Origin of the sequence: Salinicoccus sediminis, from assembly GCF_000986795.1 — a bacterium.
GTDB classification, from domain to species: domain Bacteria; phylum Bacillota; class Bacilli; order Staphylococcales; family Salinicoccaceae; genus Salinicoccus; species Salinicoccus sediminis.
Genome location: NZ_LAYZ01000026.1, coordinates 122,036 through 148,411 on the forward strand (window position 1 = coordinate 122,036; position 26,376 = coordinate 148,411).

Annotated in this window: 31 protein-coding genes; 24 read left to right on the forward strand and 7 right to left on the reverse strand. The window is 51.4% G+C overall.

What is annotated here, in order from left to right:
• The first annotated feature begins 179 nt into the window (after positions 1–179).
• Entirely contained in the window at positions 180–731 is a 552-nt protein-coding gene (locus WN59_RS13100) for a TetR/AcrR family transcriptional regulator C-terminal domain-containing protein (RefSeq protein WP_046580823.1), read from the forward strand.
• Between the two features lie 12 nt (positions 732–743).
• Here the strand turns inward: WN59_RS13100 and WN59_RS13105 are convergent, their stop codons facing one another.
• Both WN59_RS13105 and WN59_RS13110 read right to left on the reverse strand, forming a co-directional pair.
• Complete coding sequence (locus WN59_RS13105; protein ID WP_046580824.1) at positions 744–1,103, reverse strand: MmcQ/YjbR family DNA-binding protein; 360 nt, start codon at positions 1,101–1,103, stop codon at positions 744–746.
• A 134-nt stretch (positions 1,104–1,237) separates the two neighbouring features.
• Positions 1,238–1,660 carry a universal stress protein gene (locus WN59_RS13110; protein WP_046580828.1) on the reverse strand — a complete coding sequence of 141 codons (423 nt, stop codon included), beginning with the start codon at positions 1,658–1,660 and terminating at the stop codon, positions 1,238–1,240.
• 216 nt (positions 1,661–1,876) lie between these two features.
• On the opposite strand from WN59_RS13110, the gene WN59_RS13115 reads away from it, so the two are divergent.
• The 13 genes from WN59_RS13115 to WN59_RS13170 all read left to right on the forward strand — a co-directional run bounded on the left by WN59_RS13115 (position 1,877) and on the right by WN59_RS13170 (position 12,542).
• The gene (locus tag WN59_RS13115) at positions 1,877–2,236 is read left to right on the forward strand and encodes a hypothetical protein (RefSeq protein ID WP_046580830.1); all 360 of its coding nucleotides are present in this window, start codon (positions 1,877–1,879) and stop codon (positions 2,234–2,236) included.
• Entirely contained in the window at positions 2,220–2,756 is a 537-nt protein-coding gene (locus WN59_RS13120) for a TetR/AcrR family transcriptional regulator (RefSeq protein ID WP_046580832.1), read from the forward strand. The genes WN59_RS13115 and WN59_RS13120 overlap by 17 nt, the downstream gene beginning before the upstream one ends.
• 105 nt (positions 2,757–2,861) lie before the next feature.
• Entirely contained in the window at positions 2,862–3,737 is an 876-nt protein-coding gene (locus tag WN59_RS13125; RefSeq protein ID WP_046580835.1) for a BKACE family enzyme, read from the forward strand.
• Positions 3,737–4,702, forward strand: a complete 966-nt coding sequence (locus WN59_RS13130) for a 3-hydroxyacyl-CoA dehydrogenase NAD-binding domain-containing protein (protein ID WP_046580838.1) — start codon at positions 3,737–3,739, stop codon at positions 4,700–4,702. Before WN59_RS13125 ends, WN59_RS13130 begins: the two co-directional genes overlap by 1 nt.
• A complete protein-coding gene (locus tag WN59_RS13135; RefSeq protein WP_046580841.1) occupies positions 4,699–5,169 on the forward strand; it encodes a thioesterase family protein in 471 nt (156 codons plus the stop codon). The genes WN59_RS13130 and WN59_RS13135 overlap by 4 nt, the downstream gene beginning before the upstream one ends.
• Before the next feature lie 99 nt (positions 5,170–5,268).
• Positions 5,269–6,123: a fructosamine kinase family protein gene (locus tag WN59_RS13140; RefSeq protein ID WP_046580843.1), complete on the forward strand. Its 855-nt coding sequence runs from the start codon at positions 5,269–5,271 to the stop codon at positions 6,121–6,123.
• Between the two features lie 76 nt (positions 6,124–6,199).
• Positions 6,200–6,982 carry a CHAD domain-containing protein gene (locus WN59_RS13145; RefSeq protein ID WP_046580844.1) on the forward strand — a complete coding sequence of 261 codons (783 nt, stop codon included), beginning with the start codon at positions 6,200–6,202 and terminating at the stop codon, positions 6,980–6,982.
• Positions 6,983–7,083: 101 nt separating this feature from the next.
• Positions 7,084–7,368 (forward strand): class I SAM-dependent methyltransferase, encoded by a 285-nt coding sequence (locus tag WN59_RS13860; RefSeq protein ID WP_052747457.1) that lies wholly within the window; start codon positions 7,084–7,086, stop codon positions 7,366–7,368.
• Positions 7,369–7,401: 33 nt separating this feature from the next.
• On the forward strand, positions 7,402–7,572 hold the full coding sequence (locus WN59_RS13865) for a hypothetical protein (protein WP_231577243.1): 171 nt from the start codon (positions 7,402–7,404) through the stop codon (positions 7,570–7,572).
• 70 nt (positions 7,573–7,642) lie between these two features.
• A complete protein-coding gene (locus WN59_RS13155) occupies positions 7,643–8,641 on the forward strand; it encodes a LacI family DNA-binding transcriptional regulator (RefSeq protein ID WP_046580846.1) in 999 nt (332 codons plus the stop codon).
• A 99-nt stretch (positions 8,642–8,740) separates the two neighbouring features.
• Positions 8,741–10,147 carry a sucrose-specific PTS transporter subunit IIBC gene (locus WN59_RS13160; protein WP_046580848.1) on the forward strand — a complete coding sequence of 469 codons (1,407 nt, stop codon included), beginning with the start codon at positions 8,741–8,743 and terminating at the stop codon, positions 10,145–10,147.
• Positions 10,148–10,160: 13 nt separating this feature from the next.
• Complete coding sequence (locus tag WN59_RS13165; protein WP_046580850.1) at positions 10,161–11,612, forward strand: glycoside hydrolase family 32 protein; 1,452 nt, start codon at positions 10,161–10,163, stop codon at positions 11,610–11,612.
• A 114-nt stretch (positions 11,613–11,726) separates the two neighbouring features.
• Positions 11,727–12,542: a hypothetical protein gene (locus WN59_RS13170; protein WP_046580851.1), complete on the forward strand. Its 816-nt coding sequence runs from the start codon at positions 11,727–11,729 to the stop codon at positions 12,540–12,542.
• A gap of 68 nt (positions 12,543–12,610) precedes the next feature.
• Here the strand turns inward: WN59_RS13170 and WN59_RS13175 are convergent, their stop codons facing one another.
• Complete coding sequence (locus WN59_RS13175) at positions 12,611–13,492, reverse strand: RluA family pseudouridine synthase (RefSeq protein ID WP_082099324.1); 882 nt, start codon at positions 13,490–13,492, stop codon at positions 12,611–12,613.
• 109 nt (positions 13,493–13,601) lie between these two features.
• Entirely contained in the window at positions 13,602–14,474 is an 873-nt protein-coding gene (locus WN59_RS13180; RefSeq protein WP_046580855.1) for an AraC family transcriptional regulator, read from the reverse strand.
• A gap of 122 nt (positions 14,475–14,596) precedes the next feature.
• Here WN59_RS13180 and WN59_RS13185 point away from each other — a divergent pair, with 122 nt between their 5' ends.
• Positions 14,597–15,334 carry a DUF429 domain-containing protein gene (locus tag WN59_RS13185; RefSeq protein ID WP_046580856.1) on the forward strand — a complete coding sequence of 246 codons (738 nt, stop codon included), beginning with the start codon at positions 14,597–14,599 and terminating at the stop codon, positions 15,332–15,334.
• Between the two features lie 15 nt (positions 15,335–15,349).
• Here the strand turns inward: WN59_RS13185 and WN59_RS13375 are convergent, their stop codons facing one another.
• On the reverse strand, positions 15,350–16,198 hold the full coding sequence (locus tag WN59_RS13375; RefSeq protein ID WP_052747459.1) for a CPBP family intramembrane glutamic endopeptidase: 849 nt from the start codon (positions 16,196–16,198) through the stop codon (positions 15,350–15,352).
• 82 nt (positions 16,199–16,280) lie between these two features.
• Between WN59_RS13375 and WN59_RS13195 the strand changes: the two genes are divergently transcribed.
• Positions 16,281–17,183 carry a macrolide 2'-phosphotransferase gene (locus tag WN59_RS13195; RefSeq protein ID WP_046580859.1) on the forward strand — a complete coding sequence of 301 codons (903 nt, stop codon included), beginning with the start codon at positions 16,281–16,283 and terminating at the stop codon, positions 17,181–17,183.
• Between the two features lie 125 nt (positions 17,184–17,308).
• Positions 17,309–18,010 (forward strand): ferredoxin reductase domain-containing protein, encoded by a 702-nt coding sequence (locus WN59_RS13200; RefSeq protein ID WP_046580861.1) that lies wholly within the window; start codon positions 17,309–17,311, stop codon positions 18,008–18,010.
• Positions 18,011–18,051: 41 nt separating this feature from the next.
• On the opposite strand, the gene WN59_RS13205 is transcribed toward WN59_RS13200, so the two are convergent.
• A complete protein-coding gene (locus WN59_RS13205; protein ID WP_046580862.1) occupies positions 18,052–19,317 on the reverse strand; it encodes a Zn-dependent hydrolase in 1,266 nt (421 codons plus the stop codon).
• A gap of 43 nt (positions 19,318–19,360) precedes the next feature.
• On the reverse strand, positions 19,361–20,095 hold the full coding sequence (locus tag WN59_RS13210) for a DUF554 domain-containing protein (RefSeq protein ID WP_331386425.1): 735 nt from the start codon (positions 20,093–20,095) through the stop codon (positions 19,361–19,363).
• A gap of 178 nt (positions 20,096–20,273) precedes the next feature.
• On the opposite strand from WN59_RS13210, the gene pxpB reads away from it, so the two are divergent.
• From pxpB to WN59_RS13245, 7 genes are all read left to right on the forward strand, one after another.
• On the forward strand, positions 20,274–20,993 hold the full coding sequence (pxpB, locus tag WN59_RS13215; protein WP_046580864.1) for a 5-oxoprolinase subunit PxpB: 720 nt from the start codon (positions 20,274–20,276) through the stop codon (positions 20,991–20,993).
• Positions 20,990–21,979, forward strand: coding sequence for a 5-oxoprolinase subunit C family protein (locus WN59_RS13220; RefSeq protein ID WP_052747462.1), 990 nt, complete (start codon positions 20,990–20,992; stop codon positions 21,977–21,979). Before pxpB ends, WN59_RS13220 begins: the two co-directional genes overlap by 4 nt.
• A 5-nt stretch (positions 21,980–21,984) precedes the next feature.
• Positions 21,985–22,410, forward strand: a complete 426-nt coding sequence (locus WN59_RS13225) for an acetyl-CoA carboxylase biotin carboxyl carrier protein (RefSeq protein ID WP_046580867.1) — start codon at positions 21,985–21,987, stop codon at positions 22,408–22,410.
• Between the two features lie 5 nt (positions 22,411–22,415).
• The gene (accC, locus tag WN59_RS13230) at positions 22,416–23,762 is read left to right on the forward strand and encodes an acetyl-CoA carboxylase biotin carboxylase subunit (RefSeq protein WP_046580868.1); all 1,347 of its coding nucleotides are present in this window, start codon (positions 22,416–22,418) and stop codon (positions 23,760–23,762) included.
• An 18-nt stretch (positions 23,763–23,780) separates the two neighbouring features.
• The gene (locus WN59_RS13235; RefSeq protein ID WP_269430695.1) at positions 23,781–24,536 is read left to right on the forward strand and encodes a LamB/YcsF family protein; all 756 of its coding nucleotides are present in this window, start codon (positions 23,781–23,783) and stop codon (positions 24,534–24,536) included.
• Positions 24,537–24,556: 20 nt separating this feature from the next.
• Entirely contained in the window at positions 24,557–25,768 is a 1,212-nt protein-coding gene (locus WN59_RS13240) for an NRAMP family divalent metal transporter (protein WP_046580871.1), read from the forward strand.
• A gap of 11 nt (positions 25,769–25,779) precedes the next feature.
• Positions 25,780–26,376, forward strand: a 597-nt coding sequence (locus tag WN59_RS13245; protein WP_046580872.1) for a D-glutamate cyclase family protein, incomplete at its 3' end; no start/stop codon positions are given.

A 26,376-nucleotide genomic window follows, 5' to 3' on the forward strand; every position in this document is an offset into this window, starting at 1 on the left:
CCTTGCCGGCTGTATAAAGGAAAGATTCTTCCTTTACCGATTTGCCTGCTAATTACACATTTGTGTATAATATATACTATGAATTCCAGGTAATGCTATAACCAGATTTGATGAAACTGTGAATTAATACTCACATTAGCTTTCAGTGAGTAATAACATGAGATGGGGATTTCCAGTTTATGAAACAGACGGACAGAAGAGTGGCGAAATCGATAGATGCAATCAAGGGGGCATTCACCGGGCTGCTTGAGCAGCAGAGTTTTGAGGATATTTCCGTGATGGAAATTACGAGATGCGCCAACGTTGCCCGCAAGACGTTCTACCTGCATTATACGGATAAATATGATCTGCTCGACTCACTCATCGATGAACATATCGAAGCCCTGAAGTACCGCTCTGAACTGGGGAAGGGACTTGAACACAGTGAATCCGAGTTCCTGTGGTTCGAATACATAGAGAAGCATTTCATATTCTTCTCGAACATGCTTGGTGAAGGAAGCACCGAATATTTCCGCAACCGGTTCCTGCAATTCCTCCTCGATGATACGAGAGTGGAAATGGAGGATCTCATAAAAGGCGAAAGGGACAGGGAAGTCGCGGTCCGTTTCTTCTCGTACGGCGTTCTGGGAATAATGGAATGGTGGCTTGCCAGCGACCAGCCGGAAGATGCCCGCACAATCGCAAGACGGACGGGGCTCCTGTATCACATGATTGTTCCCGGCCGGAACTGATATAAGGGTAAGTCATCCAGCGGTCAGTTCGTAACTTTCCGCAATCAGGTCTCTGATGTCTTCTTTGTTCCGGGTGAAATCGAGAACGATGCTTACCCAGTTATTTTTGTCCATGTGATAGGCAGGATATATGTTTTCCCTTTCCCTTAAAGGGCCTATGAACTCCCCGCGTACTTTTACATTGAGGACGTCGATCTTTTCAGTCCCTTCCATGCCGAGCTTATCTCTGGTCAAATCCATGATCAGGCAGAACCATCTGCCGTTATCTTCATGTCGGATTACTGCAAAATTGGGAAATTTCTTCCACGGATAATCCGGTCTGACCCCGTAACGTTCATGGGCAAAGTCCAGTACATCTTCTCTGTTTAACATACATCGACCTCCATCGCTTCAGTGTCTTATATATATCTACCCCGGAACCAAGGTGTCTACTCCAATTGAACAGTCGCATAAAAACACCCGCCGGTCTGGTTTTGCAGACTGGCGGGTGTTTTGGAACAGGATGTCTACTTGATGATGAGGACAGGTATGTTGACGCGTTTTGCGAGCTTATGTGTAACGTGACCCAGTACATGTTTGATGTCGCGTTTTGAACGCTTGTTGCTCATAACGACGATTTCATAATCGTTCTCATTCACTTCGTTCAATAATTCCGGAATGATACGGCCGGTTTTGAAGGCAGTCCTGTACTTCAGGCCGCGTTCATCAAGCTGGTCGGTGAATGGTTTGAGGTCCTCGACTTTATCTTTGCATATATCCTCGAAATGCTTGCCGTGGTACTTCACATTATCCGCCTGCTCGGTCTCAGAAATCACGTTGAAGATCGTAATTACAGCTTCTTCATTCTGTCCTGTGAGCTTGACAAGCTGGTCGGGCACATTGACGAAGGAGTTTCCGAAATCGTAGGGCAGCAGAATATCTTTGTACATCTAATAACACATCCTTTTAATTGTATGAGTATAAGTATATATTATATTATACTTGATTTTACCCTTCACTGGTCTAAAAAAACTTTAAAAAGATGGATATTCAGTATCATTTCACAGACTTCCTTTCCAAATGGGGTTGCACAGATTTCATAGAATTTTTAATGGGTAATGTTAATGTAGGATTAATCGCTGAATTATAATCACAGGGGGAATTATATGGATATCAGTTATAGTGAAATAGTCCGTGAAGGCATCGGCCAGATGAGAAAGCCTGTGAGAGGTCTGCCCAGCAGACTCTACCTGACGGAAGAAAAGCTGTATCACGCGGGAGAGGATCCGGGGGAGGGCATTCTTACCGAGATTTACCTTGAAGGGATTGCTGAAGCTGTTCCGGCGATGAGCCTCCTGGTGGTTCCCAACCGTATAAAGATAATTACGAAGGACGGAGATGTCTTTTTGTTTGTGGTTTTCAAAAGAGACGGCTGGCTTGAGGATATCAACAGGCTGCTTGGGAACAGTGAACATCAAAATACAAATAGTGTCGGAAGGCAGGATGACTATGGCAAGGGTTTCTAAGAAAATGCAGCTGCTCGAGGCGGCTGCAGGCATTGTAAATGAGCAGGGAAGTGATTATTTGACGCTGGATGCCGTCGCGGAACGCGCAGGTGTGAGCAAAGGCGGTCTGATCTATCACTTCAAAAACAAGGATGCACTGATCCGCGGGCTTGTGGAACACGCGGACCAGATGTACCGCGATAATGTGGACAGTCATGTCTCTTTGGATGATGGGGCCAATGGCAAGTGGCTGCGCGCTTTCATCGAAGCGACGCGGCAGATCAGGGCGGATAATGCAAACATCACATCAGGAATGCTTGCCGCCCAGGGCATCAACCGCGATTTGCTCGCGCCGCTGCAGGAAACGTATATCGGCTGGCAGGAAAAGATAGAGCAGGACGGTATTGACAATGTTGATGCCACCATCATCCGCCTCGCGGTGGACGGCCTGTGGTTGTCCGAGGTGTTCGGGCTGGATGCGATAGATGACGATATGCGCAGGAAGGTACTCGATCGTCTGAGCAGCTATACGGAAAAATAAAAAGATTAAATCTAAACCATTGAAAAAACACCGACCGGTTGGTACACTAATCCACGTGTTGAAAAATAATGACAACGGAGGTCGGTAGTTTTGACTAGGAAAGTCATGCTTACTGCGGCGATAACAGGCGCTGGAGATACAGTGAAAAAGAACGAAAATGTACCGGTGACACCACAGGAGATAGCGGATTCGGCAATAAAGGCGGCGAAAGCCGGTGCGACGGTTGCTCACCTGCATGTGCGTGACCCTGAGACAGGAGGCATCAGCCATGATACGGAACTGTTTCGTGAAGCGGTCCGCCTGATCCGTGAATCCGACCAGGATGTCGTTATCAATCTGACATCCGGCGGCGGTGGAGACTTCATCCCGGACATGGACAACCCGTACCAGGCCGGAGAGGGATCCGATATGCAGACGCCGGAGGAACGCCACGAGCCGATCGGTGCACTGCTGCCGGAAATGTGCACGCTCGACTGCGGAAGTGTCAATTTCGGTGATGCGGTGTACCTGAGTCCTTCGGACTGGCTGAGGCAGCAGGCGAAACTCGTCAAGGATGCGAATGTAAAACCTGAGCTGGAATGCTTCGATACCGGACATATCGCTTTTGCCAAGCAGCTGATAAAAGAAGATCTCATCGAAGGCGAGCCTTTATTCCAATTCTGTCTCGGTATTCCATGGGGGGCTGAAAACGATGCGGAGACGATCGAGTACTTCAAAACACGCCTCCCGGAAAATGCCCACTGGTCTGCTTTTGGCATCGGCCGCATGCAGCTGCCGACAGTCGAGGAAGCGGCAAAACGCGGCGGTAATGTGCGCGTCGGGCTGGAGGATAATATATATATGGCCAAAGGCGTCAAGGCGACGAATGAGTCATTGGTTGAAAAAGCGGTGGAAATCCTGAAGGAGCAGGGTGCCGAACCGATGACACCGCAGGAAGCGCGCGAATTCTACAGCCTCAGAGATCCGAAAGGAGGCCAATGATGAAATTCGCAATCGTAGGAACAGGCGTCATCGGCTCCGGCTGGATTACACGCGTACTTGCTCACGGCCATGATGTCGTGGCAACGGACCTTGCCGACGGTGCTTATGAAGCGATGATGAAGCAGGTGCGGCAGAACTGGCCGTATGCCGAGCAGCTGGGGCTTGCGCCGGGGGCATCCATCGACCGTCTGACATTCACCCCGGATCTCGCTGAAGCGGTGAAGGACGCGGATGTCATCCAGGAGAACGTGCCTGAAGTGGAATCCATCAAAGATTACGTGCTGCGTGAAATCGATGCTTATGCACCGCCCGGGGCGCTGATCTGCTCGAGCACCTCCGGCATCATGCCGTCCGAACTCCAGCAGAATCTGAAGCATCCGGAACGCTTTGTCGTGGCACATCCGTTCCACCCGGTCTATATACTCCCGCTTGTCGAAATCGTGCCGGGCGGGAGGACGAGCGAGGAGAACGTGAAGAAGGCGGAACTGGTGTATGAAAGCATCGGTATGGATGTCCTTCATGTGCGCAAGGAGATCGAGGGCCATATCGCAGACCGCCTGATGGAGGCGCTGTGGAGAGAGGCGCTCCATATCGTCAATGACGGCATCGCAACGACCGAGGAAGTGGACAAGGCGTTCACACACGGTGCGGGACTGCGCTACGCCCAGCACGGGCCGTTCATGACATTCCATCTGGCAGGCGGCGAAGGCGGCATGCGCCACATGCTGAAGCAGTTTGGCCCGGCACTCAAAAAGCCGTGGACGAAGCTCGAAGCCCCTGAACTCACACAAAATCTGTATGATAGTGTTGTAAGCGGATGTGAATCCTCTTCAAATGATTATACGATGTCCGAGCTCGACCAGAACCGCAATGAATTCCTGGTGAAGGTGAAACAGCTGGCGGAAGAATACTGGCTGACTCAGACTGAAGCGATGAGAAAAAATGAAAAGGCGGCTCAGTTATGACAGTGAAAACGTATGAGTACAAAACGACCGTCCCAATGGACTGGGTCGATCACAACGGCCACATGAACGACGGTGAATACGGCCGTGCGTTCAGCGATGCCGGCATGGCATGGCTGTCGCAGATGGGGCTTGATACGGAGAAGATCGAGGAGATTTCCTACACGATCTTCACACTCGAGAACCATATCGTGTATCAGAAGGAAGTCTTCGGCAGGGATGAGATTACCGTCCGTATCAGAATCCATGATTACGACGCCAAACGCCTGCATGTCTTCATGACCCTGCATGATTCATACGGTAAGCAGTGTGCAGCATATGAAGTGATGTACATGGGCATGGACCAGCAGACAGGACGTCCGGCACCGTTCCCGGATTTTTTTGCACGGACTGTCGCAGATTACTACAATATGCAGGATGATGACGTCGACATCAAAGAGATGGGACGCACAATAGGAATCAGAAGATGATGTTAGAAAGAGGCAGCCGAAATCCGGCTGCCGCTTTTTAATCTGCCGGTAAAAGGGAAGAGTGTTCCATATGAAATCGCAGCGGAAGGAGAGAGCATATTGAATCAGGAATGGATTGAAAAACTGCCGGTGGACGGCATCAGGGATATCATTCCGGTCCCAGGCGGTGACGTCAACGATGCCTACCGGGTAGAAACGGACGATGACCCGGAATTCCTCCTTGTCCAGCCGGGACGATCTGAAGCGTTCTATGCGGCGGAAATCGCCGGGCTCGAAGCATTTGAGGAGGCAGGCATCACCGCCCCGAGAGTACTCGGCAGTGGAGAGTTTGACGACGGTGCCTGGCTGTTATTGACCTATTTGGAGGAAGGGTCCGGCAGCCAGAAAGATCTGGGGCAGATGGTGGCAAAGATGCATCTGACATATCAGAATGACGGGATGTTTGGTTTCGGTCAGCGGCATGAAGGCGGCGATATTTCATTCGACAACGGATGGACGGATTCATGGAGTGAGCTTTTCATCGCACGGCGGATGGATGTACTGAAGGAAAGAATCGTGGATAAAGGTCTGTGGACAATAAAGGACTCGGAAACATACATGGAAGTGCGGAACGTCATGACAGCAGCACTGGAGGAACATTCAAGCGAACCGTCCCTTCTGCACGGCGATTTGTGGGCGGGCAATTATATGTTCCTCTCCGACGGCAGGCCGGCACTTTTCGATCCATCCCCGCTGTACGGGGACCGGGAATTCGATCTCGGGGCGACCACTGTGTTCGGCGGTTTCTCCGGAGACTTCTACGATGCCTATGAAGCCGAATATCCGCTTGGGGAAGGTGCCTGGGAACGGATCCGTTTCTACCGCCTGTACCTCCTGATGGTCCACCTTGCGAAGTTCGGCGGGATCTATAAGACGAGTGTCCATGGAGTGATGCAGGATATTTTAAACGGATGACAGCCATAATTTCTGCCGCAGCGGGTAAATACACCGTAAATATATAAGGCGGGAACGAAAGGTGAATCAGGAGATTATGGAAAAGATACACAAGACACTGTTGAAACGTCTGGATAAACTGGAAAAGGCATATACCGACTATCAGAATAATCCGTTTGACAAAGAGACGGCCCATCGGATCCGCACGGACAGCAGGAAGCTCCGCAGCATGCTGAACTTCCTTAAGAATGTGATGGACGGAGAAGAGTATCAGAAGCTGAATGGGGAGCTGAAGAAACTGGCGATGATCTACGGCCCGGTGCGCGAAGTGGATATACTGACGGAGTGGTGTGCCGAGATTGCGCGCCGGAAACCCGGTTTGAGCAATCATTACAAAGCGTTGTTCAACCATCTCGGCAAAGAACGGCGAAGGGAAATGCGCCGTACATTCAACAGGACCAATGTACAAACTGCAGAGTCTGCGATGGAGACGGTCGAGACCGGAATCAAGAACCTCACGCTGGACGAGAAAGAGGACTGGGACGTGTATATCAAAAAACGTCTCATTAAAAAGCAGGAAAAACTGAATGATGAGTATGAAAATGCCGACCTGGATGACTTCGAGAAAGTCCATGAGACGAGGAAGCGGGCCAAAAAGGTGCGCTTTCCGGCAAAGTATCTTGGGAAGCTGTCATCCGTCAGGCACAAGAAAATCGCCAAAAAAGCAGAGAAGATCCAGGATGAGTTCGGGATGATAACAGATGCCCGGACGAACCGCCGTCTGTTGGAAAATTATGCAGAAGAGGCAGAGAACGGGGAACTCCGGGAATTGTTTGGTAAAATGGCAGAAGAGCAGAAGAAATTGACTGCAAAAGACTGACGATTAACGAGGTGCATGATGTAAGAGAATGTTTTCAATGAGGTGGCGAAAAAGTATGATACGAAAGAGAGAACCGAGCTTGAGAAGTCATCACAGACGAAGTGAAGCGGGTACTCGGAGATGGACGCCACGGGGCACTGCTTGATTACAGCGGCGGTACAGGACTTGTCAGCCTGGAACTGGCCGGATATTTCGATTCCGCATTGATTGCCGACGCGTCGGAAAAGATGGTAAAAGTGGCGGAGGCCAAAATCAGCAGAAGCGGGCTGGAGAATTTTGAAGCGCTGCATCTGGACCTTACGAAGGGTAATAGCGAACTGAAAGCGGATGTCATCCTCGTGTCACTCGTCCTGCTGCATGTCCCCGGCACTGCCGGGCTTTTGTAGCAGCTTTATAACACACTGGATGAGCATGGAAAAGTGATCATTCCTAAAGTCCATAGCGGCTTCACCCACGAAGAGATGGAAGAGAAATTGAAGATAGCGGGGTTTGAATCTGTCTTTGTCCATACATTCCATCACGGCAAGGAGATATTCATGAAAAAGGATACCTCGATGTTCCTGGCGGAAGCTGTGAAACAGGGTGTGTAAACACTGCAATTCTGATATAGTCATAGATGACAGTGATTTAAATTGAAAGACGGATACAGGTGATTTTCAGATGCGTACGATCAAAGATATAGCGAAGCTTGCCGACGTCTCCAGGACGACTGTGTCGAGGGTGCTCAATGATTCTGGATATGTCAGCGAAAAATCGAGGAAGAAAGTGCTGGATGTAATCGAGGAAACGGGTTACGTACCAAGCCAGCACGCCAAATCCTTAAGGACAAAAGAAACCAAAATCATCGGTGTCATCCTTCCGAAAATCAGTACGGACACTTCTTCCAGGACGGTTGATGGGATGAATGAAGTGTTCGGTGAAAAAGGGTATCAGATCCTCCTGACCAGTACAAATTTGGACAAAGTGAAGGAAATCGAGCACCTGAGACTGCTGCAGAACAGGCAGGTGGACGGCATTGTACTGCTTGCGACAAACACCGATGAAGACCTGATCAGAGAAATACAGGACTCCAAAGTGCCGGTCGTCGTGATTGGCCAGGAAGTCCCTCATGACTCTGGCATTCCGTCTGTTGTCTTCGATGACTACGGGGCAGCTGTAAAATTGATGGAGGCATTGATCGGAAGCGGGCGGAGGAAAATCGGCTATGTTGGTGTGGAGGCCGCTGACCAGGCAGTCGGTGTACTGCGGAAGCGGGCCTATCTTGATGTCATGGAGCGTCATGGACTTGAGAGCGGGGCGCCATCGGTACAAACCGGTGACTTTTCAATCGAATCAGGATATGAAGCAGCATCCCGCATGTTTTCTGATGGTACCGGTGATATCGATGCCATTTTCGCGGCGACGGACCGCATGGGTATCGGCGTCTGGAAATACTTGAGGGAAGCGGGGATCTCCGTCCCCGGTCAGGTGGCAGTCGTTGGCATCGGTTCATCTGAAACTTCCCGTTTCATCGAACCTGCCATGACGACAGTCGAATATGAATTTGAAGCAGCCGGCAGGGCAGGGGCAGAGATTCTGCTGAGCATTTTAAATGGTTTTGATAACGGGCCTGACAAAAAAATTCTTGACTTTAAACTGATATCGAGAGATAGTTTATAATGAGGATGAAAACGTAATCATTCGGTTCATCTTCATTTTTTTAAACTATATATGGAATCGATTCCCTATTTTATATCATATAGAAAAGGAGTGTTTGAAATGACTGAAAACAGTAAGGTCGCCAGGGAAATCATTGCAGCTGCCGGCGGGGAGGATAACATTGAATCTGTTGCACATTGTGCCACACGGCTGCGTATCGTCGTCAGTGATAAAGAACAGATCGACCAGGATGCCGTAGAGGATATCGACAAAGTCAAAGGTGCATTCTACAATTCCGGACAGTTCCAGGTGATACTCGGAACCGGGACGGTCAACCGGATATATGAGGAAGTGCTCAAATCCGGCCTGGAAGGGAAAAGTAAAAGCGAGGTTAAAAAAGAAGCGGGAACGCGGGGGAATATGTTCCAGCGGGCAATACGCACATTCGGTGACGTATTTGTTCCGATCATCCCGATACTGGTTGCGACCGGGCTTTTCATGGGGTTGCGGGGACTTGTTGTACAGGAGGAAATACTCGGTCTCATCGGGTTGTCGGCCGATGATATTTCGGACAACTTCCTGCTGTTCACCGAAGTGTTGACTGACACTGCATTCATATTCCTGCCGGCGCTCGTCGCCTGGTCGACATTCAGGGTATTCGGCGGCACGCCGATTATCGGCATGGTTCTCGGTCTGATGCTCGTGAGTCCGGCACTGCCGAACGCCTGGGATGTTGCAGGCGGGGGCGTAGAACCAATCATGTTTGCAGGTTTCATACCGGTTGTCGGATACCAGGCATCGGTGCTCCCTGCATTCATCGCAGGCATACTGGGTGCAAAGCTTGAAAAATGGATACGCGATAAAGTGCCTGAGGCGCTCGACTTGATCGTCACCCCATTCATGACTCTTCTGATCATGATTACGCTGGCTCTATTCGTAATCGGCCCCGTCTTCCATGCACTGGAAGGACTCATTTTGGATGCGACACTGTCTGTACTCGCATGGCCGTTCGGCCTCAGCGGGATACTCATTGGCGGGCTGAACCAGATTATCGTAATCACCGGTGTGCACCATATTTTCAACATGCTCGAAATACAGCTTCTCAACGAACTGGGGGCGAACCCTTACAACGCCATTGTCACTGCTTCAATCGCAGCCCAGGGCGGGGCGACACTTGCTGTCGGCCTGAAGACGAAGTCCAAAAAACTGAAAGCGCTGGCGCTGCCCTCCTCATTCTCGGCTTTCCTCGGGATTACCGAACCGGCAATATTCGGGGTGAACCTGAGATATTTCAAACCTTTCGTCATGGGACTCATCGGAGGCGCAGCAGGCGGCTTCCTCGCCTCCGTTACCGGCCTTGAAGCCTCAGGGATGGCAATCACGGTCATACCGGGTACGCTGCTGTACCTGAATGAGCAGATTATCATGTATATCCTTGTGAACCTGGTGGCCATTGCAGTCGCTTTTGTACTGACTTGGCTGTTCGGCTATTCCGACAAGCAGAAAGAAAAGATTGAAGAAGCCTAGAAGGAGTTATTAAATGGTTCAAAATATGAATTACCGTAAATGTATAGTTGAAGCGGTCAATGGTAACAGGAGTGTAATCGGAAACGATGTGCACCGTCTCCGGTATCACCTCATGCCGCCGGCGGGTCTCCTGAACGATCCGAATGGGCTGATCCACTTCAAAGGTGTCTACCATGTGTTTTTTCAGTGGAATCCATTCGGGACAAAGCACGGCAGGAAGTCGTGGGGACACTATGTGTCACAGAATCTGACAGACTGGACGCTGGAGGAAGCGGCACTTGTGCCGGACGAGTGGTATGACAAAGACGGCTGCTATTCGGGCAGTGCAGTGGAGCATGAAGGGAAGATGTATCTGTTCTTTACGGGCAATGTGAAGAATGAACGGAATGAACGTTCAACATATCAGTGTCTGGCGGTGTCGGATGATGGTATGAACTTTGAGAAGAAAGGTCCGGTATTAAATCTCCCTGAAGGTTATACTCCGCATTTCAGAGACCCGAAAGTGTGGAAGGAAGGCAGTCGATGGCTGATGGTGCTCGGCGCCCAGAATGTAAGCGGGCAGGGCGAAGCGGTTTTGGCGCAGTCCTCTGACCTGGAAGAGTGGGAATTTCTCGGGCCGGTCGCCGGAAGCAATATTAATGGCCTCGGTAATTTCGGATATATGTGGGAGTGCCCGGATCTGTTCCGTCTGGATGGAGAAGATGTACTGATTGTCTGTCCGCAGGGGCTCGAGGCAAAAGGGGACTTTTATCAGAATCTGTATCAGGCAGGATATTTCACCGGCAGTTTTGATGCAGGAAAAGTGAGTTTTGAACATGGTACATTTGCCGAACTTGACAGAGGGTTCGATTTCTATGCACCACAGACCATGCAGGATGATACCGGACGGAGAATAATGGTCGGCTGGATGGGCATGACTGATGACCGGGAGCAGAGTCATCCGACCCTCTCCAGCAATTGGATCCATGCTTTGACGCTTCCCAGGGTGCTCGGAGTAAAGGCGGGGAAAATCATTCAGAAACCTGTTCCTGAACTTGAAACGCTTCGTGGAGCGGAAACAAGATATGAATTGAATATGCATCCATCGGAAATATGCACGGAAACTGTTTCTCCGGCTTCGGAAATTGCCGTCAATTTTGATGAATCCCTGAAAAACGGTTTTGAAATGGAAATCCGAAAAGACATCCGTATTGTTTTCGAAAATGGGAAGTTTACCGTCGAAAGGGATACTTTTGATAAAACCGGGCGGGAGCAGCGGGCGGTTGAGCTTGAATGTCTCGATAAACTGCAAATCTATCTCGATCACTCATCGGCGGAGATTTTTGTAAATGCAGGGGAAGAAGTGTTCACATGCCGGTTCTTCCCGGACGCAGAAAACAATGATATCAGTATTGGAGTTTCAGAAAAACATACAGTAGAATTTTGTCAATGGCCGCTTGAAAGAGAAAGTATAAGATTATATTAAAAAGATTATGCTCCCGTATCTGTAATTGGGACAGAAAAAATCGATTTGACCGCTCTCCAGCACAGCCCTATAATTAAGTTGAATTGTTACAAACTTGTGAATGGGGTTATTCTTATGAAAAACAGGAGTGCATCATTAAAACTTGCCACAGTGGTACTGGGAAGTGTACTGTTCCTCGGTGCCTGCAGCAATCCGTTCAATTCTCTGGCGGATGAAATCAACAGCTGGATGAACAGCGATGGTTCTGCTCCGGAGGAGTCGACGGAGGAGGAAACGGCTGAAGAAACATCGGAGGATACAAACGAGCCGGATGATTCGGAATCCTCCGATGAAGGCCAGTCTGAAGGTACGGATGGTGGTTCTGAGGAAACTGAAGTCCAGCCGAAGGACTACAGCGGCCTGATGGGCGAAGGGGAGGAGACGACCCTTGAATCCGGCACCCATGAAGTCGGGAATGATGTTCCTGCCGGAAGATATGTGATTACTGCCGATACCGGCATAGGCAACCTGTTCATCACTAATGAAGAGGACATGACTGTTTTAAGTACGACGCTCAATGGCGAAGAGGAAGCACAGGATTATGGTTCGGGCAAGGTCATCGCTTTCCTCGAAGAGGGCCAGTCGATTGAAATCAACGGTCTGGAAAATGTGAACTTCACTCCGCATGAAACGGAGGAAGTATCGGAACTGTTCACAGGCATGTGGGTTGCCGGTGAGGACTTCCCGGCAGGTGTATATGAAATCACAGCAGAAGATGAGGTGCAGTACGGCACTCTTGAGACATACACACATCCGGACCGTGTCAAAGCGCGGTTTTCCCTGGGCGATCCTGAGTACGGCGGCATGTCGTCATTCGTCACTTCTTTTGAAGAAGGGGATGTTGTACTGCTGAGGAATTATCCGTCGGTTTCGCTGTCACCAATGGATTGACTCACAGAAAAAGGCAAAGCCTCCCGGGCTCTGCCTTTTTTTCGTGAAGCTGTGTTTTTTGTTGCGGATCAGGACTTGCGTGTGAAAGATCCGGGGATTTTTGATTCGAACCGTAATACTTCCCCGGTCGCGGGATGTTTGAACTGGAGAGCACTTGCATGCAACCCGAGACGGCCGATGATATTTTTACGGGAACCGTATTTTTTGTCGCCGATAATCGGATGGCCGAGGTCCTGCATGTGTACGCGGATCTGGTTTTTACGGCCGGTCTCCAGGTTCACCTGCAGCAGGGATGATTCACGGCCGGTTTTTAATACCTTATAGCGGGTTACGGCTTTCTGACCTTTGTTCGGTCTGGAGCTTGAACGCATCGTAAGCGTCTTATCCTCCGTCAGCCAGGAGGTGACTGTGCCATTTTCCTTGACGGTGCCCTCGACGAGTGCAATATATGTCCGTTCCCGTGCGCTGTCCTTCCAGGCATTCTGCAGGCGCTGCTGGGTCTGTTTGCTTTTCGCAAACAGCATGACCCCCGAAGTATCACGATCCAGCCTGTGAACGATGAAAATGCGGGCTTTCCGATTGGCGCTTTTTACATAATCCGACAGCTGCCGGTAGGCGGTCGCCTGTTTTTCCTTATCCGAGGCGATTGTCAGCAGGCCGGCATCCTTGTCGATTACGATCAGATCATCATCTTCATACAGGATTCCGATCCCTTTGGTTTTCACTTTGGGGTTGGCCCCCTGGGAAAGGATGGTGACACGGTCGCCGGGTGCAAGTGTCTCATTGAACTGTGTCGTCACATTGTCATTGACGGTGACCTGTCCGCGGGCAAGCATGCCTTTCACCGCTTTTCTGCTTTGCGCCGGCATCATTTCAAACAGGAACTTCAGCAATTCCGCCGGTTCCCGGACGATCCATCCGGCCTTCTTTTCGTTCGATTTCTTTTTCATCATAATCTTCCTCTGTTCCATTCCGGCATGTGCCGGGGTGTGATAGTGTCCATCTAATATTACTATAATAAGAGGAAGTATAAAAATGAAATTTCACCGGTTCCTGATTTTATTGGATGCGGTTTTGTCTCACCGGCATCCATACTTCGCTGTAGGCATGTTTCTCCTTCTCCTCATCCATGATGGTGAATGAGAAAGATGGAGCATCGATGACTTCATACCCGGATGACGGCAGCCATTCAGAATAGGTACGTGCCATCGTGTTCTGGAGTGTTTCCGGGAATGGGCCCTCGTTTGGGAAGACCGCCCATGTGTGGGCCGCAACTTCCACTGTGTCAAGCAGCGGACTGATATCCGTTTCTGTAGTCGGTACACCAATTACATGGGTCAGGTCGCCTTCGTCCTTCAAAAACTTTTCGTCTGAATCATATGATGCATTGACGACGTGGGCCGGTTCCATATTCATCAGTTCATGCATCTTTGTCCTCTGTTCCCCGGTGATGCTTTCAGCCAGTTTGACAATTTCATCATTTACGCCTTCAAACTGCATAGGCACCCTCTTTTTGACACCGGCAATCGTGAATGCCGGCAGCTCTTTAATCTGTACTTCCATATTTTCTCCTCCTCTGACATCGATATAGAATGAAAGTTTCGGGAAAGAAACGATGACCTTATTCCTGTAGACTTCAGAGGGCAGATAGCCGCTCCAGGATTTGAATGCCCTCGTGAAACCGTCGATGGACTGATAGCCGTATTTGAACGCCGTATCCGTCACGCTTTGTCCGTCCACCAGATCGCGATTTGCTTTGGCAAGCTTCCTCTTTTTGATATATTCGCCGAGCGGCATGCCGCTGATGTACTGGAATATCTTCCTGAAGTGGTAGTCTGATTCACCGATGTATTTTGCCACATCCTCGATCTTGATATCATACGCGAGATTGTCCTCAATGAAGTCGATCACATCATTCAATGTTTTAATCATCATTTTCCCGTCCTTTCAATCTTTATTGTAGAGAGAGGCAGGAGAAAACTCTCGACAATTTCCATCCGGATTATGTCGGATGGTACCATAAATACAATACTACAGGAAAAGGGTGTATATGTATGCTGTTCATAGGAATCGATCTGGCGTGGACCTATAAAAATGAGTCGGGAATCTGTGTAATCAGTGGGAGTGGAGAGGTGAAATTTCTTGATGCCGGCATTTACACGAATGAAGAAATACTGGAGATCATCAGGAACTACAGCGTAGATGAAATGTGCATCGCTATCGACGCACCGCTGATCGTAAACAACGAGACCGGCTCGAGAGGGGCGGAAGGCGCACTGATGCGGGCGAAAATCAACGGGCACCGGCTGTTCGCCTTCAATTCAAACAGGAGCTATTTCATGAAGGTTTTCGGAGATATACGGGGTGAAACGCTGATGAAGATGATACAAGGGGAATTTCCTGATACAGAGGTCGGATTCAGCGAATCAAAATCCAATATCATCGAAACGTTCCCGACCGGCATCTGCTGCGGTCTGTTCCCGGAAATTTACCCCGTGAAGTATAAACGGAAGCCCAGGATTTCTTTTGAAGAAACATGCCGGCAGATGGAAATGCTGTTCAATCGGCTTGGAAGAATAGAAACAGTCGAGGGGCATATCAGCGGACTTAGTTCAAAGCTCACTTTAGACGTGACTTCCCTCACACGCAACGAGCATAAGCACACAGAAGATAAGATCGATGCATTTTTGTGCGCCTACGGCATGTACAGCATCTATCATGGCAGGGCAGAAGGCAAGATGTTCGGCAACACTGAAGACGGGTTTATGGTGGTGCCGGTGAAAAATGCCTGATAGACAATATTATTTTCATATATTATGTTTTTTAAGCCTGAAGACCAGTATGGAAAAGCAGACGAGACTCCCCAACACTACGAACAGGAATGAGAGGTAGATGACCAGTACGCCCGGGAACAGCTCGTCGTATACGATCAGTCCCTCTCCTTCTGTATTTGATGCGCCGGAGATGAACCGTGCCGTCTCAAGATAGATGAGGTGGAATATGATGCTCATCCAGAGCGTGCCTGTGTATTCCTTGACCAGTTGAAGAACGAGACCAAAGAAGAATATCAGTATGATGTAGTCCGGTGTGATGGAGACGGGCTCGCCGAACAGGACAGACTGCAGCAGGAAGCTTGAGACCGCAACAAGCAGGAAAATCACTGTCTGGGAGAATAGAGAGACAGGGAAGCTGAATTTCCTTCTCAACTGTTCGTAGATGAGCCCGCGTAGGAACAGCTCTTCGGGGAACGCCTCATACAGGAATGCTGTAACTGTATTGAGCAGCAGCGCCGTCATGACTGCGCCCGTCAGATTCAACGAGGTATTTTCAATAAGTCCGAAGAGATCTGCGCTGAGTATTCCAAGAGAGATGAGGATGAAAGGAATCAGTATGGCTGTTTTCATCCTGCCCGGGCTATAGGGTCCGACAAGCTTGATCTTTCGTATGATTCCTCTGTCTTTACGCTGCACAAAGAAGAAGAGGACCAGAGTAAGAACGGTAAACAGGACACCCTGCAGGAAGCGGACGAGATTCAGCGGCAGATCTGTATTTTCCAGAAGATAACTGCCGGTTTCACTGGAGACAAAGAGAAATGCTGCGGCAAGGACTGCATAGATGATGATGGCGGGCGGCTGTATTTTTGGGTTGTGGTCCATGGGATCACTCTCCTGAAATAAACTGTTTTCACTTTACCCTCATGAGGGTAAAGTTATGTAATGAATTTTAAGGAGTGGTTTCATGGGAAGAACGATGGACGAAGTCGCGGGACTGGCCGAAGCGCACGGCCTGGAACTGAACCGGAAAAATTTGGTGGAAAATAATTCAGGACTGGATTTCCAGGTGGTCTTCGGATCGGACAGAGAAGATAGGAACTGGGTGTTGAGAATACCGAGAAGGGAGGATGTATTTGTCCGGACGAAGCCTGAGAAGAAGGCCCTGGACCTGATTGCGCGGAATGTGGATTTTGAAGTGCCTGTATGGGAGATATACGAAGAGGACCTGATTGCCTATCGGAGTCTTGGCGGTGTGCCGGCGGGGACGATTGACCCGGCAATCCAGAACTATATATTCGAAATCGATAATCAGAATCTGCCTGAAAACTTTACAAGAACGCTTGCCGAAACGATGGCGGAGCTGCACAGCATATCCCTTGATGAAGCCCGGAAGGCGGGCATAGAGTCCATCGGCCCCGACGGTCTGAGAAAAAATATGAAAGAACGCATGATAAAGGTCAAGGATCGTTTCGGTGTTTCTGAAGGGTTGTGGGACCGCTGGATGAAATGGGTTGAAACAGATCAATTGTGGCCGGCAGAGACAGGCATGATCCACGGGGATCTGCACCCCGGTCATATCATGGTGGACAGTGAATCCAACGTCACAGGACTCATCGACTGGACCGAGGCGAAAGTTTCGGATATATCGAAGGATTTCATGGGCCATTACAGAGTGTTCGGCGAAGAGGGACTTGATAATCTGACAGCAGCCTATAAGGCGGCCGGCGGCTATCACTGGCCGGGCATGAAAGAACACATGATGGAACTCATGTCCTCGTTTTCAGTGGATATTGCAGAATTTGCGATGGAATCCGGCATGGAAGAATATGAAAAGATGGCCAGGAAAGAACTGGGTGTGGAGGAATAGTAAAAACCGGCAGGCATGTTGCCGCCGGTTTTGTATCTTTGGAACCATTTAATTGAGAATCGTTATCATTTGTTATATACTGATTAACAGTATTGATAAAATGATGACGGGGGACTGTATAATATATGCAAATCCATTGGACAAAGATAAACGAAGTGATTCAGGAAACACCGGAGGTAAGGACGTATATGCTGGACTGCCCTGACGGGTTCACCTGGGAGGAAGGTTCGCACACGCATCTCGGGCTTGAAGGGTTCAATGCGGGTGAGAAGCCCAATAAGGGGCTGGTCCGCCATATGTCGATCTCGACACTGCCGGATGAGACATTCATAGGGATTACGACACGTATCCGAAAGCAGCGTTCCGGGTTCAAGGATATACTGGAAGGTCTCGATGCCGGCAGTCCTGTGGCAGTATTCAAGACACACTCCAATGTGCCGCTGAAAAGGGAGGATAAAAATATCTATCTCCTTTCCGCAGGCGTCGGGCTGGCGACGTTCCGGCCGCTTGTCCGGGAATACATGAACCGGCCGGATGAGATGGGGAACCTGTATTCACTGAACATCGATTCCTCAAAAGATTATCTTTTCACAGATATTTTCGAATCGGCACCGGAAAAGGGTTTCACCTCAAAGTTCGTGGATAACCGGGATGAATATTATGATCAGGTCAGAAAACTTGCTGAAGATAAAGAGGGCCTGTTCTACGTAGTGGGAAGCGATGCGTTTCTGACAGAGAACATTGCACTGCTGCGCGGGTTGGATATAAAGGCAGAGCAGATCATGCTGGATAAACGTGAACATACGGTACAGGAGTTTCTCGGATGAATGAAAAAGGTTCAGATCAACTTGATCTGAACCTTTTTGCGTCACTCGAGATTTTCGAAGAAGTCCTTGAGTATGAGGACGGCATCCCTGATGTCACTGATATGGCTGAATTCCTCCGGTGTGTGGCTGACACCGCCGACGCTTCTGACGAAAAGCATGGTGATCGGGTGCTTTGTACCGATGCTCATCGCATCATGGCCGGCGCCGCTCGGCAGGTGGACAGGGATCTGTCCCTGCCTTCTGAAGGATTCCTCCATGCCGGCAATCACTTCATCTCTGATGGGTACCGGCATGATGCGTGTGGTGAGATCTATCCGGGCTGTGACGGCAGACTGTTCCGCGATGCTTTCGGCGTGCTTCCTCACACCTTCGATGAGCTCGGCCTGCTGGTCCTCATTGATGTCCCTCCCGTCCACGACGAGTTCGACTTCGCCGGGGATGACATTGACGCCGTTCGGGCTGACTTCCATCTTGCCGACGGTGGCGACTGCGGTCGGGCTCACTGATGTCGCGACTTCCGGCAGTGTCCGGATGAATTCTGATGCCTGGACAAGCGCATCATTCCTCTGGTGCATCGGTGTCGATCCCGCATGCCCGGCTTCGCCTATGAATGTGACACTCGTCCGCGTCGCTCCCGCAATGCCGCTCACGATGCCGACAGGAAGGTCTTTTTCCTCCAGCTGTTTCGCCTGCTCGATATGGATTTCCCCGTACATCTTTATGCTGCAGTCCTGGCCTCTTGATGCGAGGAACCGTTTGCGGTCTGAACCGATATTCCCGAGTACATCATCGATCGTCTGTCCTTCGGGGTCGCGGTATTTGTCCAGTTCATCTTCATCAATCAGCCCCATGAATGCCCGGCTCCCGGTAAGTCCGCTGTTGAAGCGGCTGCCCTCCTCATCGGAGAAGATGACGACTTCGTAGGAGTGATCCGGTGTATACCCGGCTTCATGCCACAGTTCCGCAATCTCGAGCGCTGACAGCACACCCGCCACGCCATCGAAATTTCCGCCGTTCGGTACAGAGTCCAGATGGGAGCCCGCCATCAATACTTCAGAATCATCATGGCCCTGGTATCTCCCGAATACGTTGCCGGCACCGTCGGTGCGGACATTCATGCCGATATCCTCCATCCAGCCGGTGACTTTCTCCTTTGCCTCATTTTCCAGTCCGGAGTAGCCCATGCGTTTTGAACCTTCATCTTCGGTCCGGCCGATTTCGGATATTTCAAGGATCCGGCTGTGCAGTCTCTCGGAAGTTTTGTCATCCAGCATCTCCGCTTTCATCTTTTCAAGAAAAGTGTTCATTGTCAGATCACTCCTTTTATATTGTAAAAATCATTCATTGGATTCAGAACCAGCCGGTGAAGAACTGCACCAGCGGCTCCCGATAATACATGATGCTCACGATTGCGACTGTGAAGAGCAGGGCGGGCAGAAGATTCGCCACCCGGATGTTTAGGATGCCGAGCAGCCGGATGCCGATCGCTATGATCATGACACCGCCGACTCCAGTGATTTCGACGATCAGCTGATCCATGAGGTCCGGCGGCACGAGGCGGTCGATCCTTACTGCGAATAATGTAATGATTCCCTGGAATAAAAACACCGGCACCGCCGAGAAGATGATTCCGACACCGAGCGTGGAAGTGAGGAATATGGCGGTGATGCCGTCAAGCATCGATTTCGTGTACAGCACTGTATGGTCTCCTCTGAGCCCGCTGTCGAGGGCGCCGACGATGCCGACTGCACCGACGACGAATATGAGCGTCGCAGTGACGAACGCCTGGGCAACGCCGCCTTCCCTGGCACCGGTCTTCGTTTCGAGCCAGATGCCGAAGCGGTTCATCCTGTCCTCGAGCCTCCATCTCTCACCCAGCATGGCACCGAGTGCGATGCTGGCGATGACGATGATGATCCGGTCGGTTTCAAGCGCCATGCTGATGCCGAGGACGATGACCGTGACTGCAATGCCCTGGAGGACGGTTGTTTTCATCTGTTCGCTGATATTGCGCCAGAACAGTCCGGTGAAACTGCCGGCGGCAATGGCCAGCACGTTGACGATCGATCCAAGGAGTGACAACATAATGATTCCTTCTTTCCGTTTATGCAGCGATGGATGTCTGCGTATTGAATTTTCCCAATAATTTAAAATCAACTATAACATATCAAAGGTGTCTGGTAGAATTGAATTGTTCAAATATTTAATTTTTATCGTTATAAGTTATACTTTAAGGGACGAATATGCAAAAGAAGGTGAAAGAATGGAAGTCAGGCAGTATGCGGAAAACGCGCTTACGATATATATGGGCGATGACATCGATGAGGAAGTGAACCGGCGGCTGGTCGAACTGAAGAAGAAAATAGAATCACTTGATATCGCCGGACTCGGGGAGATCGTCATCTCATATACGAGTCTGATCATCTATTTCGATATTTTCAAAACGGATGCCGGAACGATTGAAGGGAAGCTCCGGGATATCAATACCGATGCACTGCTCGAGGGTGGATTTGAATACCGGGTGGTGGAGATTCCTGTCTGCTACGGCGGGGAATACGGCCCGGATATTGAAAACTTTGAAGAGAATGGACTTTCTGCAGATGAAGTGATCGACATGCACAGCGGGAAGGAATACCTGGTGTATATGCTCGGCTTCATGCCCGGCTTCCCGTATCTCGGCGGTCTCGATGAAAAACTGCATAAGGCGAGGCTTGAGACACCGCGGGTGCGTATTCCCGCCGGTTCGGTCGGCATCGGCGGGAAACAGACCGGCATGTATCCGTTCGAATCCCCGGGCGGCTGGAATCTGCTCGGACGGACGCCGGTCCCCTTATACGACCCGGGGCGTGCGGAACCGATCCTCTACCAGGCCGGGGACCGGATTGTATACCGGGCCATCGATGAAGGGGAGTACGAAGACATAAAGGCTGAGATTGAAGCCGGCCGCTATGAAGTGAAAATTGAGTCGGGGAGTGATGGATGATGGCATTGAAGGTGATGAATCCGGGGCTTTTCACAACGGTCCAGGATATGGGAAGATACGGCCATCAGGCCGAAGGCTTTTCCCCGGCCGGTGCGATGGACTGGCGGGCGATGATGCTCGCGAATCGGCTGCTCGGCAATGATGAAGGGGCGGCGGTGCTTGAGATGACACTGCACGGCGCCTCCTTTGAAGTGACAAAGGATGTAACGATCGCCACAGCCGGCGCGGAAATGCCGGTGGCTGTCGACGGCCGGGAAATGAAGACCGCCACGGTGATGCCGCTGATGAAAGGGGAACAGATATCCTTTGGCGGCGCAGAGCGCGGTGCGCGAACCTATCTCGCTGTGGCCGGCGGCTTCACTGTCCCCGAAGTGTTCGGCAGCGCCTCGACGCATACGCGGAGCGGCATCGGGGGATTCGGCGGCAGGACACTTGAATCCGGTGACAGGCTGAAAGCGGCCGGGGGCAATGGTGCCTCCGGCACGGGGCGGATCAGGGTTTTTGATGATGGCGATGATGTCATCCGTGTGATTCCCGGTCAGCAGTACGACAGATTCAAAGAGAATCTGGATACGTTCTACGGTTCCGGGTATAGACTTACCAAGGACTGTGACCGCATGGGATTCAGGCTTGACGGCGAAGTGATCGAAGCTGCGGGTGGACACGACGTGCTGAGTGAGCCGACGCAGCTCGGCAGCATCCAGATTCCGAAAAACGGCAAACCGATCATCCTGCTGAACGACCGGCAGACCGCCGGCGGATATGCCCGCATTGCCACAGTGGCGCTCTGTGACATACCGAAGCTTGTGCAGAAACGGCAGGGCGACACGATCCGGTTTGAGGAAATCGGTGTGGACAGGGCGGCGGAACTTTACAAGGCTGAAATCGGGAAGATCCGGTCAGATGAGTATTTTGAAATCGACAATGATTTCAAGTCCCACAGACGGCCGCTGGCCGGAAAAATTGAAAGTATCATGAAGAGGTGACGGCTATGGAAATTGAAAAGATCAGGGAATTGATAAAACTGGCGAAAGAGGAAGACCTTAAAGTGCTCCGCGTCGGAGATATGGATACGGAGGTACACATAGAGACGAAAGGCGGAAGGGACACTGTCGTGACAGAGCACAGCGGTAAAAACAAGGCTTCTGCGGACGGGGGGCAGGACGGACTGCATACAGTGAAGGCGACACAGGTCGGCACGTTCTATACGCATAAGGAGGAAAACAGCACGGAGAATTTCGTCGAAGCGGGTGACACGGTGTCAAGCGGTGATCAGATTGGCATGATCGAAGCGATGAAAGTGTTCAATGATGTGCTGGCCGATGCCGGCGGGGTGGTTGAGGAGATACTCGTCGGGAACGGCGAAACGGTCGAATACGATCAGCCGCTTGTAATGCTCAGGCCGAAGGAGGACTAGACAGTATGAAGAAAGTATTGATCGCCAACCGCGGTGAAATCGCCGTCCGCATCATACGGACGCTCAGGGAGATGGGTCTCGGGAGCGTGGCCGTCTATTCCACGGCGGACCGGGACAGCCTGCATGTCACGATGGCGGATGAAGCCATCTGCATCGGTCCGCCCAAGAGCAGCGACAGTTATCTGGACATCGACCGCATGCTCCAGGCGGCGGAAGTCTCGGACGCGGATGCCATCCATCCCGGCTACGGATTCCTGTCGGAAACTCCAGGGTTTGCACAGCGTTGCGAAGAAGCGGGCATCATCTTCGTCGGCCCGGATTCCGCCATCATGAAAAAGATGGGGGACAAGGCGGAAGCGAGACGGACCGTGAAAGCCGCGGGCATCCCGGTCATCCCGGGCAGCGAAGGTGTTGTGGAAAGCATCGATGAAGTGAAGGAAGTGGCGGAAGCTATCGGCTTCCCGATCGTCATCAAGGCCGTCTCCGGCGGTGGTGGAAAAGGGATGCGCTTCGTGCATGATGAGCAGTACCTCGAGAAACAGTACAAAGACGCCAGGAAGGAGGCGAAGAATGCGTTCGGCGACGACCGGATCTATGTAGAGAAATACATTCCGAAAGCGAGGCACATTGAAGTGCAGATCATCGGTGACGGCAAAGGGGATGCGGTGCATCTCTTCGAGCGGGACTGTTCGATCCAGCGCAATAACCAGAAGCTGATAGAGGAAGCGCCGGCAGCAGTCCTCACTGATGCGACGCGTGCGGATATTACGGAGCGGACGGCTGCCGCCATCGGAAAGCTCGGGTATGCCGGTGCAGGCACCGTCGAGTATTTGTATGTGGAGGAAGAGGATGCATTCTACTTCATGGAGATGAACACGCGGGTACAGGTGGAGCATACGATTTCCGAGATGATCACCGGAATCGACATCATCCGCCTGCAGCTCGAGGTTGCATTGTCCGGCCGGTTCAATATCCGGCAGGAAGATATAGAGATGAACGGTTTTGCCATCGAATGCCGGATCAATGCAGAGAACCCCGCCAAAAATTTCATGCCGTCTCCGGGCAATATCGACCGGCTGCACTTCGGCCTCGGCAACGGTGTGCGCATCGACACCCACGTGTTTCGAGGCTATCAGATCCCGCCGGACTACGACTCGATGATCGCCAAGATCATTGCACATGCCCCGGACCGCGAAAAAGCCATCAGAAAGATGCGGCATGTGCTCGGGGAAACGGTGATCTCACCGATTGATACGACACTCGATTTCCAGCATTATCTGATGAACCATCCGAAATATATAGACAATACCGTGGACATCAAGTTTTTGGAACGCAATGGAATCATAGAATAGAAAGGGAGTATGAACATGCTGACAGTTGATCTGAATGCAGACCTCGGAGAGAGCTACGGCAACTACACGATAGGTAACGATGATGAAATCATTCCGCTGATCTCATCGGCGAACGTCGCCTGCGGATTCCATGCGAGCGATCCGTCGGTCATGCTGAAGACCGTCCGAATGATCAAAGAAAGCGGGAGCACCGGCATCGGAGCGCATCCGGCGTACCCCGACCTGATGGGATTCGGCAGAAGGTATATGGAACTTTCCATGCCGGAAGTCAGGTCCCTCATGTTCTATCAGCTCGGCGCCCTGGATGGGTTCTGTAGAGTCGCAGGTCTTGAGATGAACCATGTCAAACCGCACGGCGCACTGTATAATGCCACGTTCCAGGATAAGGAACTTGCCAAAACGATTGCCGAAGCGGTGCGCGATTACAATCCCGGGCTCAAACTGCTGGGGCTCTCCAACCAGAACCTTGTGAAAGCCGGGGAGGAGGCAGGTCTTGAAGTCAGGCACGAAGTATTCGCCGACCGCGCCTATGAGGATGACGGCACACTCGTCTCAAGACGCAAGGAAGACGCGATGATCACGGACACGGACGTAGCGGTCGGACGCGTCATCCGCATGGTCCAAGAAGGCAGGGTCGAATCCATCGGCGGCCGTGACATCGATATCCAGGCAGACAGCGTATGCGTGCATGGTGATGGTCCGAAGGCGCTGGAATTTGTCAGCGAGATCAGACGGCAGCTCGGTGAGAACGGGATAGGGATCAAAACGATGTAGATTGGAAGGGGTGTGGAAAAATGAATGAAAAACCGAAAATAACCGCAGCACAGCGGCGTCTGCTCTTTGGTGCCATCTTCCTGATGGCCACCTCATCCATCGGCCCGGCGTTCCTGACGCAGACGGCCGTGTTTACCGAACAGTTTCTGGCAAGCTTCGCTTTTGCCATACTGGCTTCGATCATAATTGACATCGGTGCGCAGCTGAACATCTGGCGGGTGCTCAGCGTCTCCGGCAAACGGGGACAGGATGTCGCAAACGACGTTGCACCGGGGCTCGGCCATGCCGTGGCACTGCTCATCGTCCTCGGCGGCTTCGCCTTCAACATCGGCAACGTCGCCGGGGCAGGCCTCGGCTTCAACGCGATATTCGGATGGGATGTGCGGGTTGGTGCAGCACTGACCGGTGCATTCGCTATCGTCGTCTTCCTTGTCAAGAACGGCCGTGCTGTAATGGACGTTGTCACACAGTCACTCGGTGTGCTGATGATTCTCATCACCGCATTTGTCATGATCCGGTCCAATCCGCCATATGGTGAGGCGGCGCTCCGGGCGATTGCGCCTGAAGAGCCTTTGTCCCTTGTGGTGCCGATCATCACACTGGTCGGCGGCACAGTGGGCGGCTACATTACATTCGCCGGCGCGCACAGACTGATCGAAGCGGGCATGACGGGGCAGGAGAGCCTGAACTTTGTCAGCAAGGCGGCGAACTATGGCATCCTGACAACGGGCGTCATGCGTGTGCTTCTATTCCTCGCTGTGCTCGGTGTGGTGGCGACGGGTGCGACGCTCGACCCGGATAACCCGCCGGCTTCCGTGTTCCAGATCGCACTCGGTGACATCGGCATGCAGGTGTTCGGTGTCGTGCTCGTTGCGGCAGCATTGTCATCCGTCATCGGTTCAGCCTATACCAGCGCGTCTTTCCTGAGATCTATACACAGGTTCTTTGATGAACACAACAATACGGTGATCGTCGTGTTCATCGTCGTGTCGACGGTGATATTCACTTTCGTCGGACGCCCCGTGGCGCTGCTCATCCTGGCAGGCGCCTTCAACGGTCTCATCCTGCCGGTCACTCTTGGTGCGATACTTATCGCCTCCAGAAGGAAGAAAATCGTCGGTGATTACCGCCATCCCGCGTGGATGATCATTTTCGGTGCCGTCGCTGTAATCATCACACTCATTGCCGGGATCATGTCACTTGAAGGCCTGGCAGATCTATGGAATAGATAGGAGGATACGAAGTGGATTCTAAAGAATTGAGAGAAGCGATCAGGAATGGTGAGTTCACCGGAACGACCTCAGGTGCCGCGGGCCATAAAGTCCAGGCGAACCTGGTCATCCTGCCGAAGGTTTACGCATTTGACTTCCTGCTGTATGCCATGCGCAATAAAAAGGCGGTGCCCGTGATTGAGGTCATCGAAGACGGACAGACAAAAAGCCGGTTTGCGGACGGCTCCGACATCCGGACAGACGTGCCGAAGTATAATATATATGAGGACGGCGTGCTCCGCGAGACGACGGATGACATCAGAGGATATTGGCGGGATGACTTCGTCACATTCCTTATCGGCTGCAGCTTTACGTTCGAGCAGGCTATCCTGGATGAGGGACTTTCAATCAGGCATATTGATGAGAGGCGGAACGTCGCCATGTACAAGACGAATATCGCGACCGATCCCGCGGGCGTGTTCGGCGGCGAACTGGTCGTCTCAATGCGGCCGTTTGATGAGAGTGAAGTGGAGACCGTCACACGTGTAACGGAACAGTTCCCCGAAATGCACGGCGGGCCGGTCCATTACGGCAGCCCGCACGAAATCGGCATCAGAGATATCGCCGAT

Excerpts from the sequence above, each read along its gene's own strand:
- WN59_RS13100 (WP_046580823.1), top strand. The coding sequence starts at position 180 with ATGAAACAGACGGACAGAAGAGTGGCGAAATCGATAGATGCAATCAAG.
- WN59_RS13105 (WP_046580824.1), bottom strand. The coding sequence starts at position 1,103 with ATGTTAAACAGAGAAGATGTACTGGACTTTGCCCATGAACGTTACGGG.
- WN59_RS13110 (WP_046580828.1), bottom strand. The coding sequence starts at position 1,660 with ATGTACAAAGATATTCTGCTGCCCTACGATTTCGGAAACTCCTTCGTC.
- WN59_RS13115 (WP_046580830.1), top strand. The coding sequence starts at position 1,877 with ATGGATATCAGTTATAGTGAAATAGTCCGTGAAGGCATCGGCCAGATG.
- WN59_RS13120 (WP_046580832.1), top strand. The coding sequence starts at position 2,220 with ATGGCAAGGGTTTCTAAGAAAATGCAGCTGCTCGAGGCGGCTGCAGGC.
- WN59_RS13125 (WP_046580835.1), top strand. The coding sequence starts at position 2,862 with ATGCTTACTGCGGCGATAACAGGCGCTGGAGATACAGTGAAAAAGAAC.
- WN59_RS13130 (WP_046580838.1), top strand. The coding sequence starts at position 3,737 with ATGAAATTCGCAATCGTAGGAACAGGCGTCATCGGCTCCGGCTGGATT.
- WN59_RS13135 (WP_046580841.1), top strand. The coding sequence starts at position 4,699 with ATGACAGTGAAAACGTATGAGTACAAAACGACCGTCCCAATGGACTGG.
- WN59_RS13145 (WP_046580844.1), top strand. The coding sequence starts at position 6,200 with ATGGAAAAGATACACAAGACACTGTTGAAACGTCTGGATAAACTGGAA.
- WN59_RS13155 (WP_046580846.1), top strand. The coding sequence starts at position 7,643 with ATGCGTACGATCAAAGATATAGCGAAGCTTGCCGACGTCTCCAGGACG.
- WN59_RS13160 (WP_046580848.1), top strand. The coding sequence starts at position 8,741 with ATGACTGAAAACAGTAAGGTCGCCAGGGAAATCATTGCAGCTGCCGGC.
- WN59_RS13165 (WP_046580850.1), top strand. The coding sequence starts at position 10,161 with ATGGTTCAAAATATGAATTACCGTAAATGTATAGTTGAAGCGGTCAAT.
- WN59_RS13170 (WP_046580851.1), top strand. The coding sequence starts at position 11,727 with ATGAAAAACAGGAGTGCATCATTAAAACTTGCCACAGTGGTACTGGGA.
- WN59_RS13175 (WP_082099324.1), bottom strand. The coding sequence starts at position 13,492 with ATGAAAAAGAAATCGAACGAAAAGAAGGCCGGATGGATCGTCCGGGAA.
- WN59_RS13180 (WP_046580855.1), bottom strand. The coding sequence starts at position 14,474 with ATGATTAAAACATTGAATGATGTGATCGACTTCATTGAGGACAATCTC.
- WN59_RS13185 (WP_046580856.1), top strand. The coding sequence starts at position 14,597 with ATGCTGTTCATAGGAATCGATCTGGCGTGGACCTATAAAAATGAGTCG.
- WN59_RS13375 (WP_052747459.1), bottom strand. The coding sequence starts at position 16,198 with ATGGACCACAACCCAAAAATACAGCCGCCCGCCATCATCATCTATGCA.
- WN59_RS13195 (WP_046580859.1), top strand. The coding sequence starts at position 16,281 with ATGGGAAGAACGATGGACGAAGTCGCGGGACTGGCCGAAGCGCACGGC.
- WN59_RS13200 (WP_046580861.1), top strand. The coding sequence starts at position 17,309 with ATGCAAATCCATTGGACAAAGATAAACGAAGTGATTCAGGAAACACCG.
- WN59_RS13205 (WP_046580862.1), bottom strand. The coding sequence starts at position 19,317 with ATGAACACTTTTCTTGAAAAGATGAAAGCGGAGATGCTGGATGACAAA.
- WN59_RS13210 (WP_331386425.1), bottom strand. The coding sequence starts at position 20,095 with ATGTTGTCACTCCTTGGATCGATCGTCAACGTGCTGGCCATTGCCGCC.
- pxpB (WP_046580864.1), top strand. The coding sequence starts at position 20,274 with ATGGAAGTCAGGCAGTATGCGGAAAACGCGCTTACGATATATATGGGC.
- WN59_RS13220 (WP_052747462.1), top strand. The coding sequence starts at position 20,990 with ATGATGGCATTGAAGGTGATGAATCCGGGGCTTTTCACAACGGTCCAG.
- WN59_RS13225 (WP_046580867.1), top strand. The coding sequence starts at position 21,985 with ATGGAAATTGAAAAGATCAGGGAATTGATAAAACTGGCGAAAGAGGAA.
- accC (WP_046580868.1), top strand. The coding sequence starts at position 22,416 with ATGAAGAAAGTATTGATCGCCAACCGCGGTGAAATCGCCGTCCGCATC.
- WN59_RS13240 (WP_046580871.1), top strand. The coding sequence starts at position 24,557 with ATGAATGAAAAACCGAAAATAACCGCAGCACAGCGGCGTCTGCTCTTT.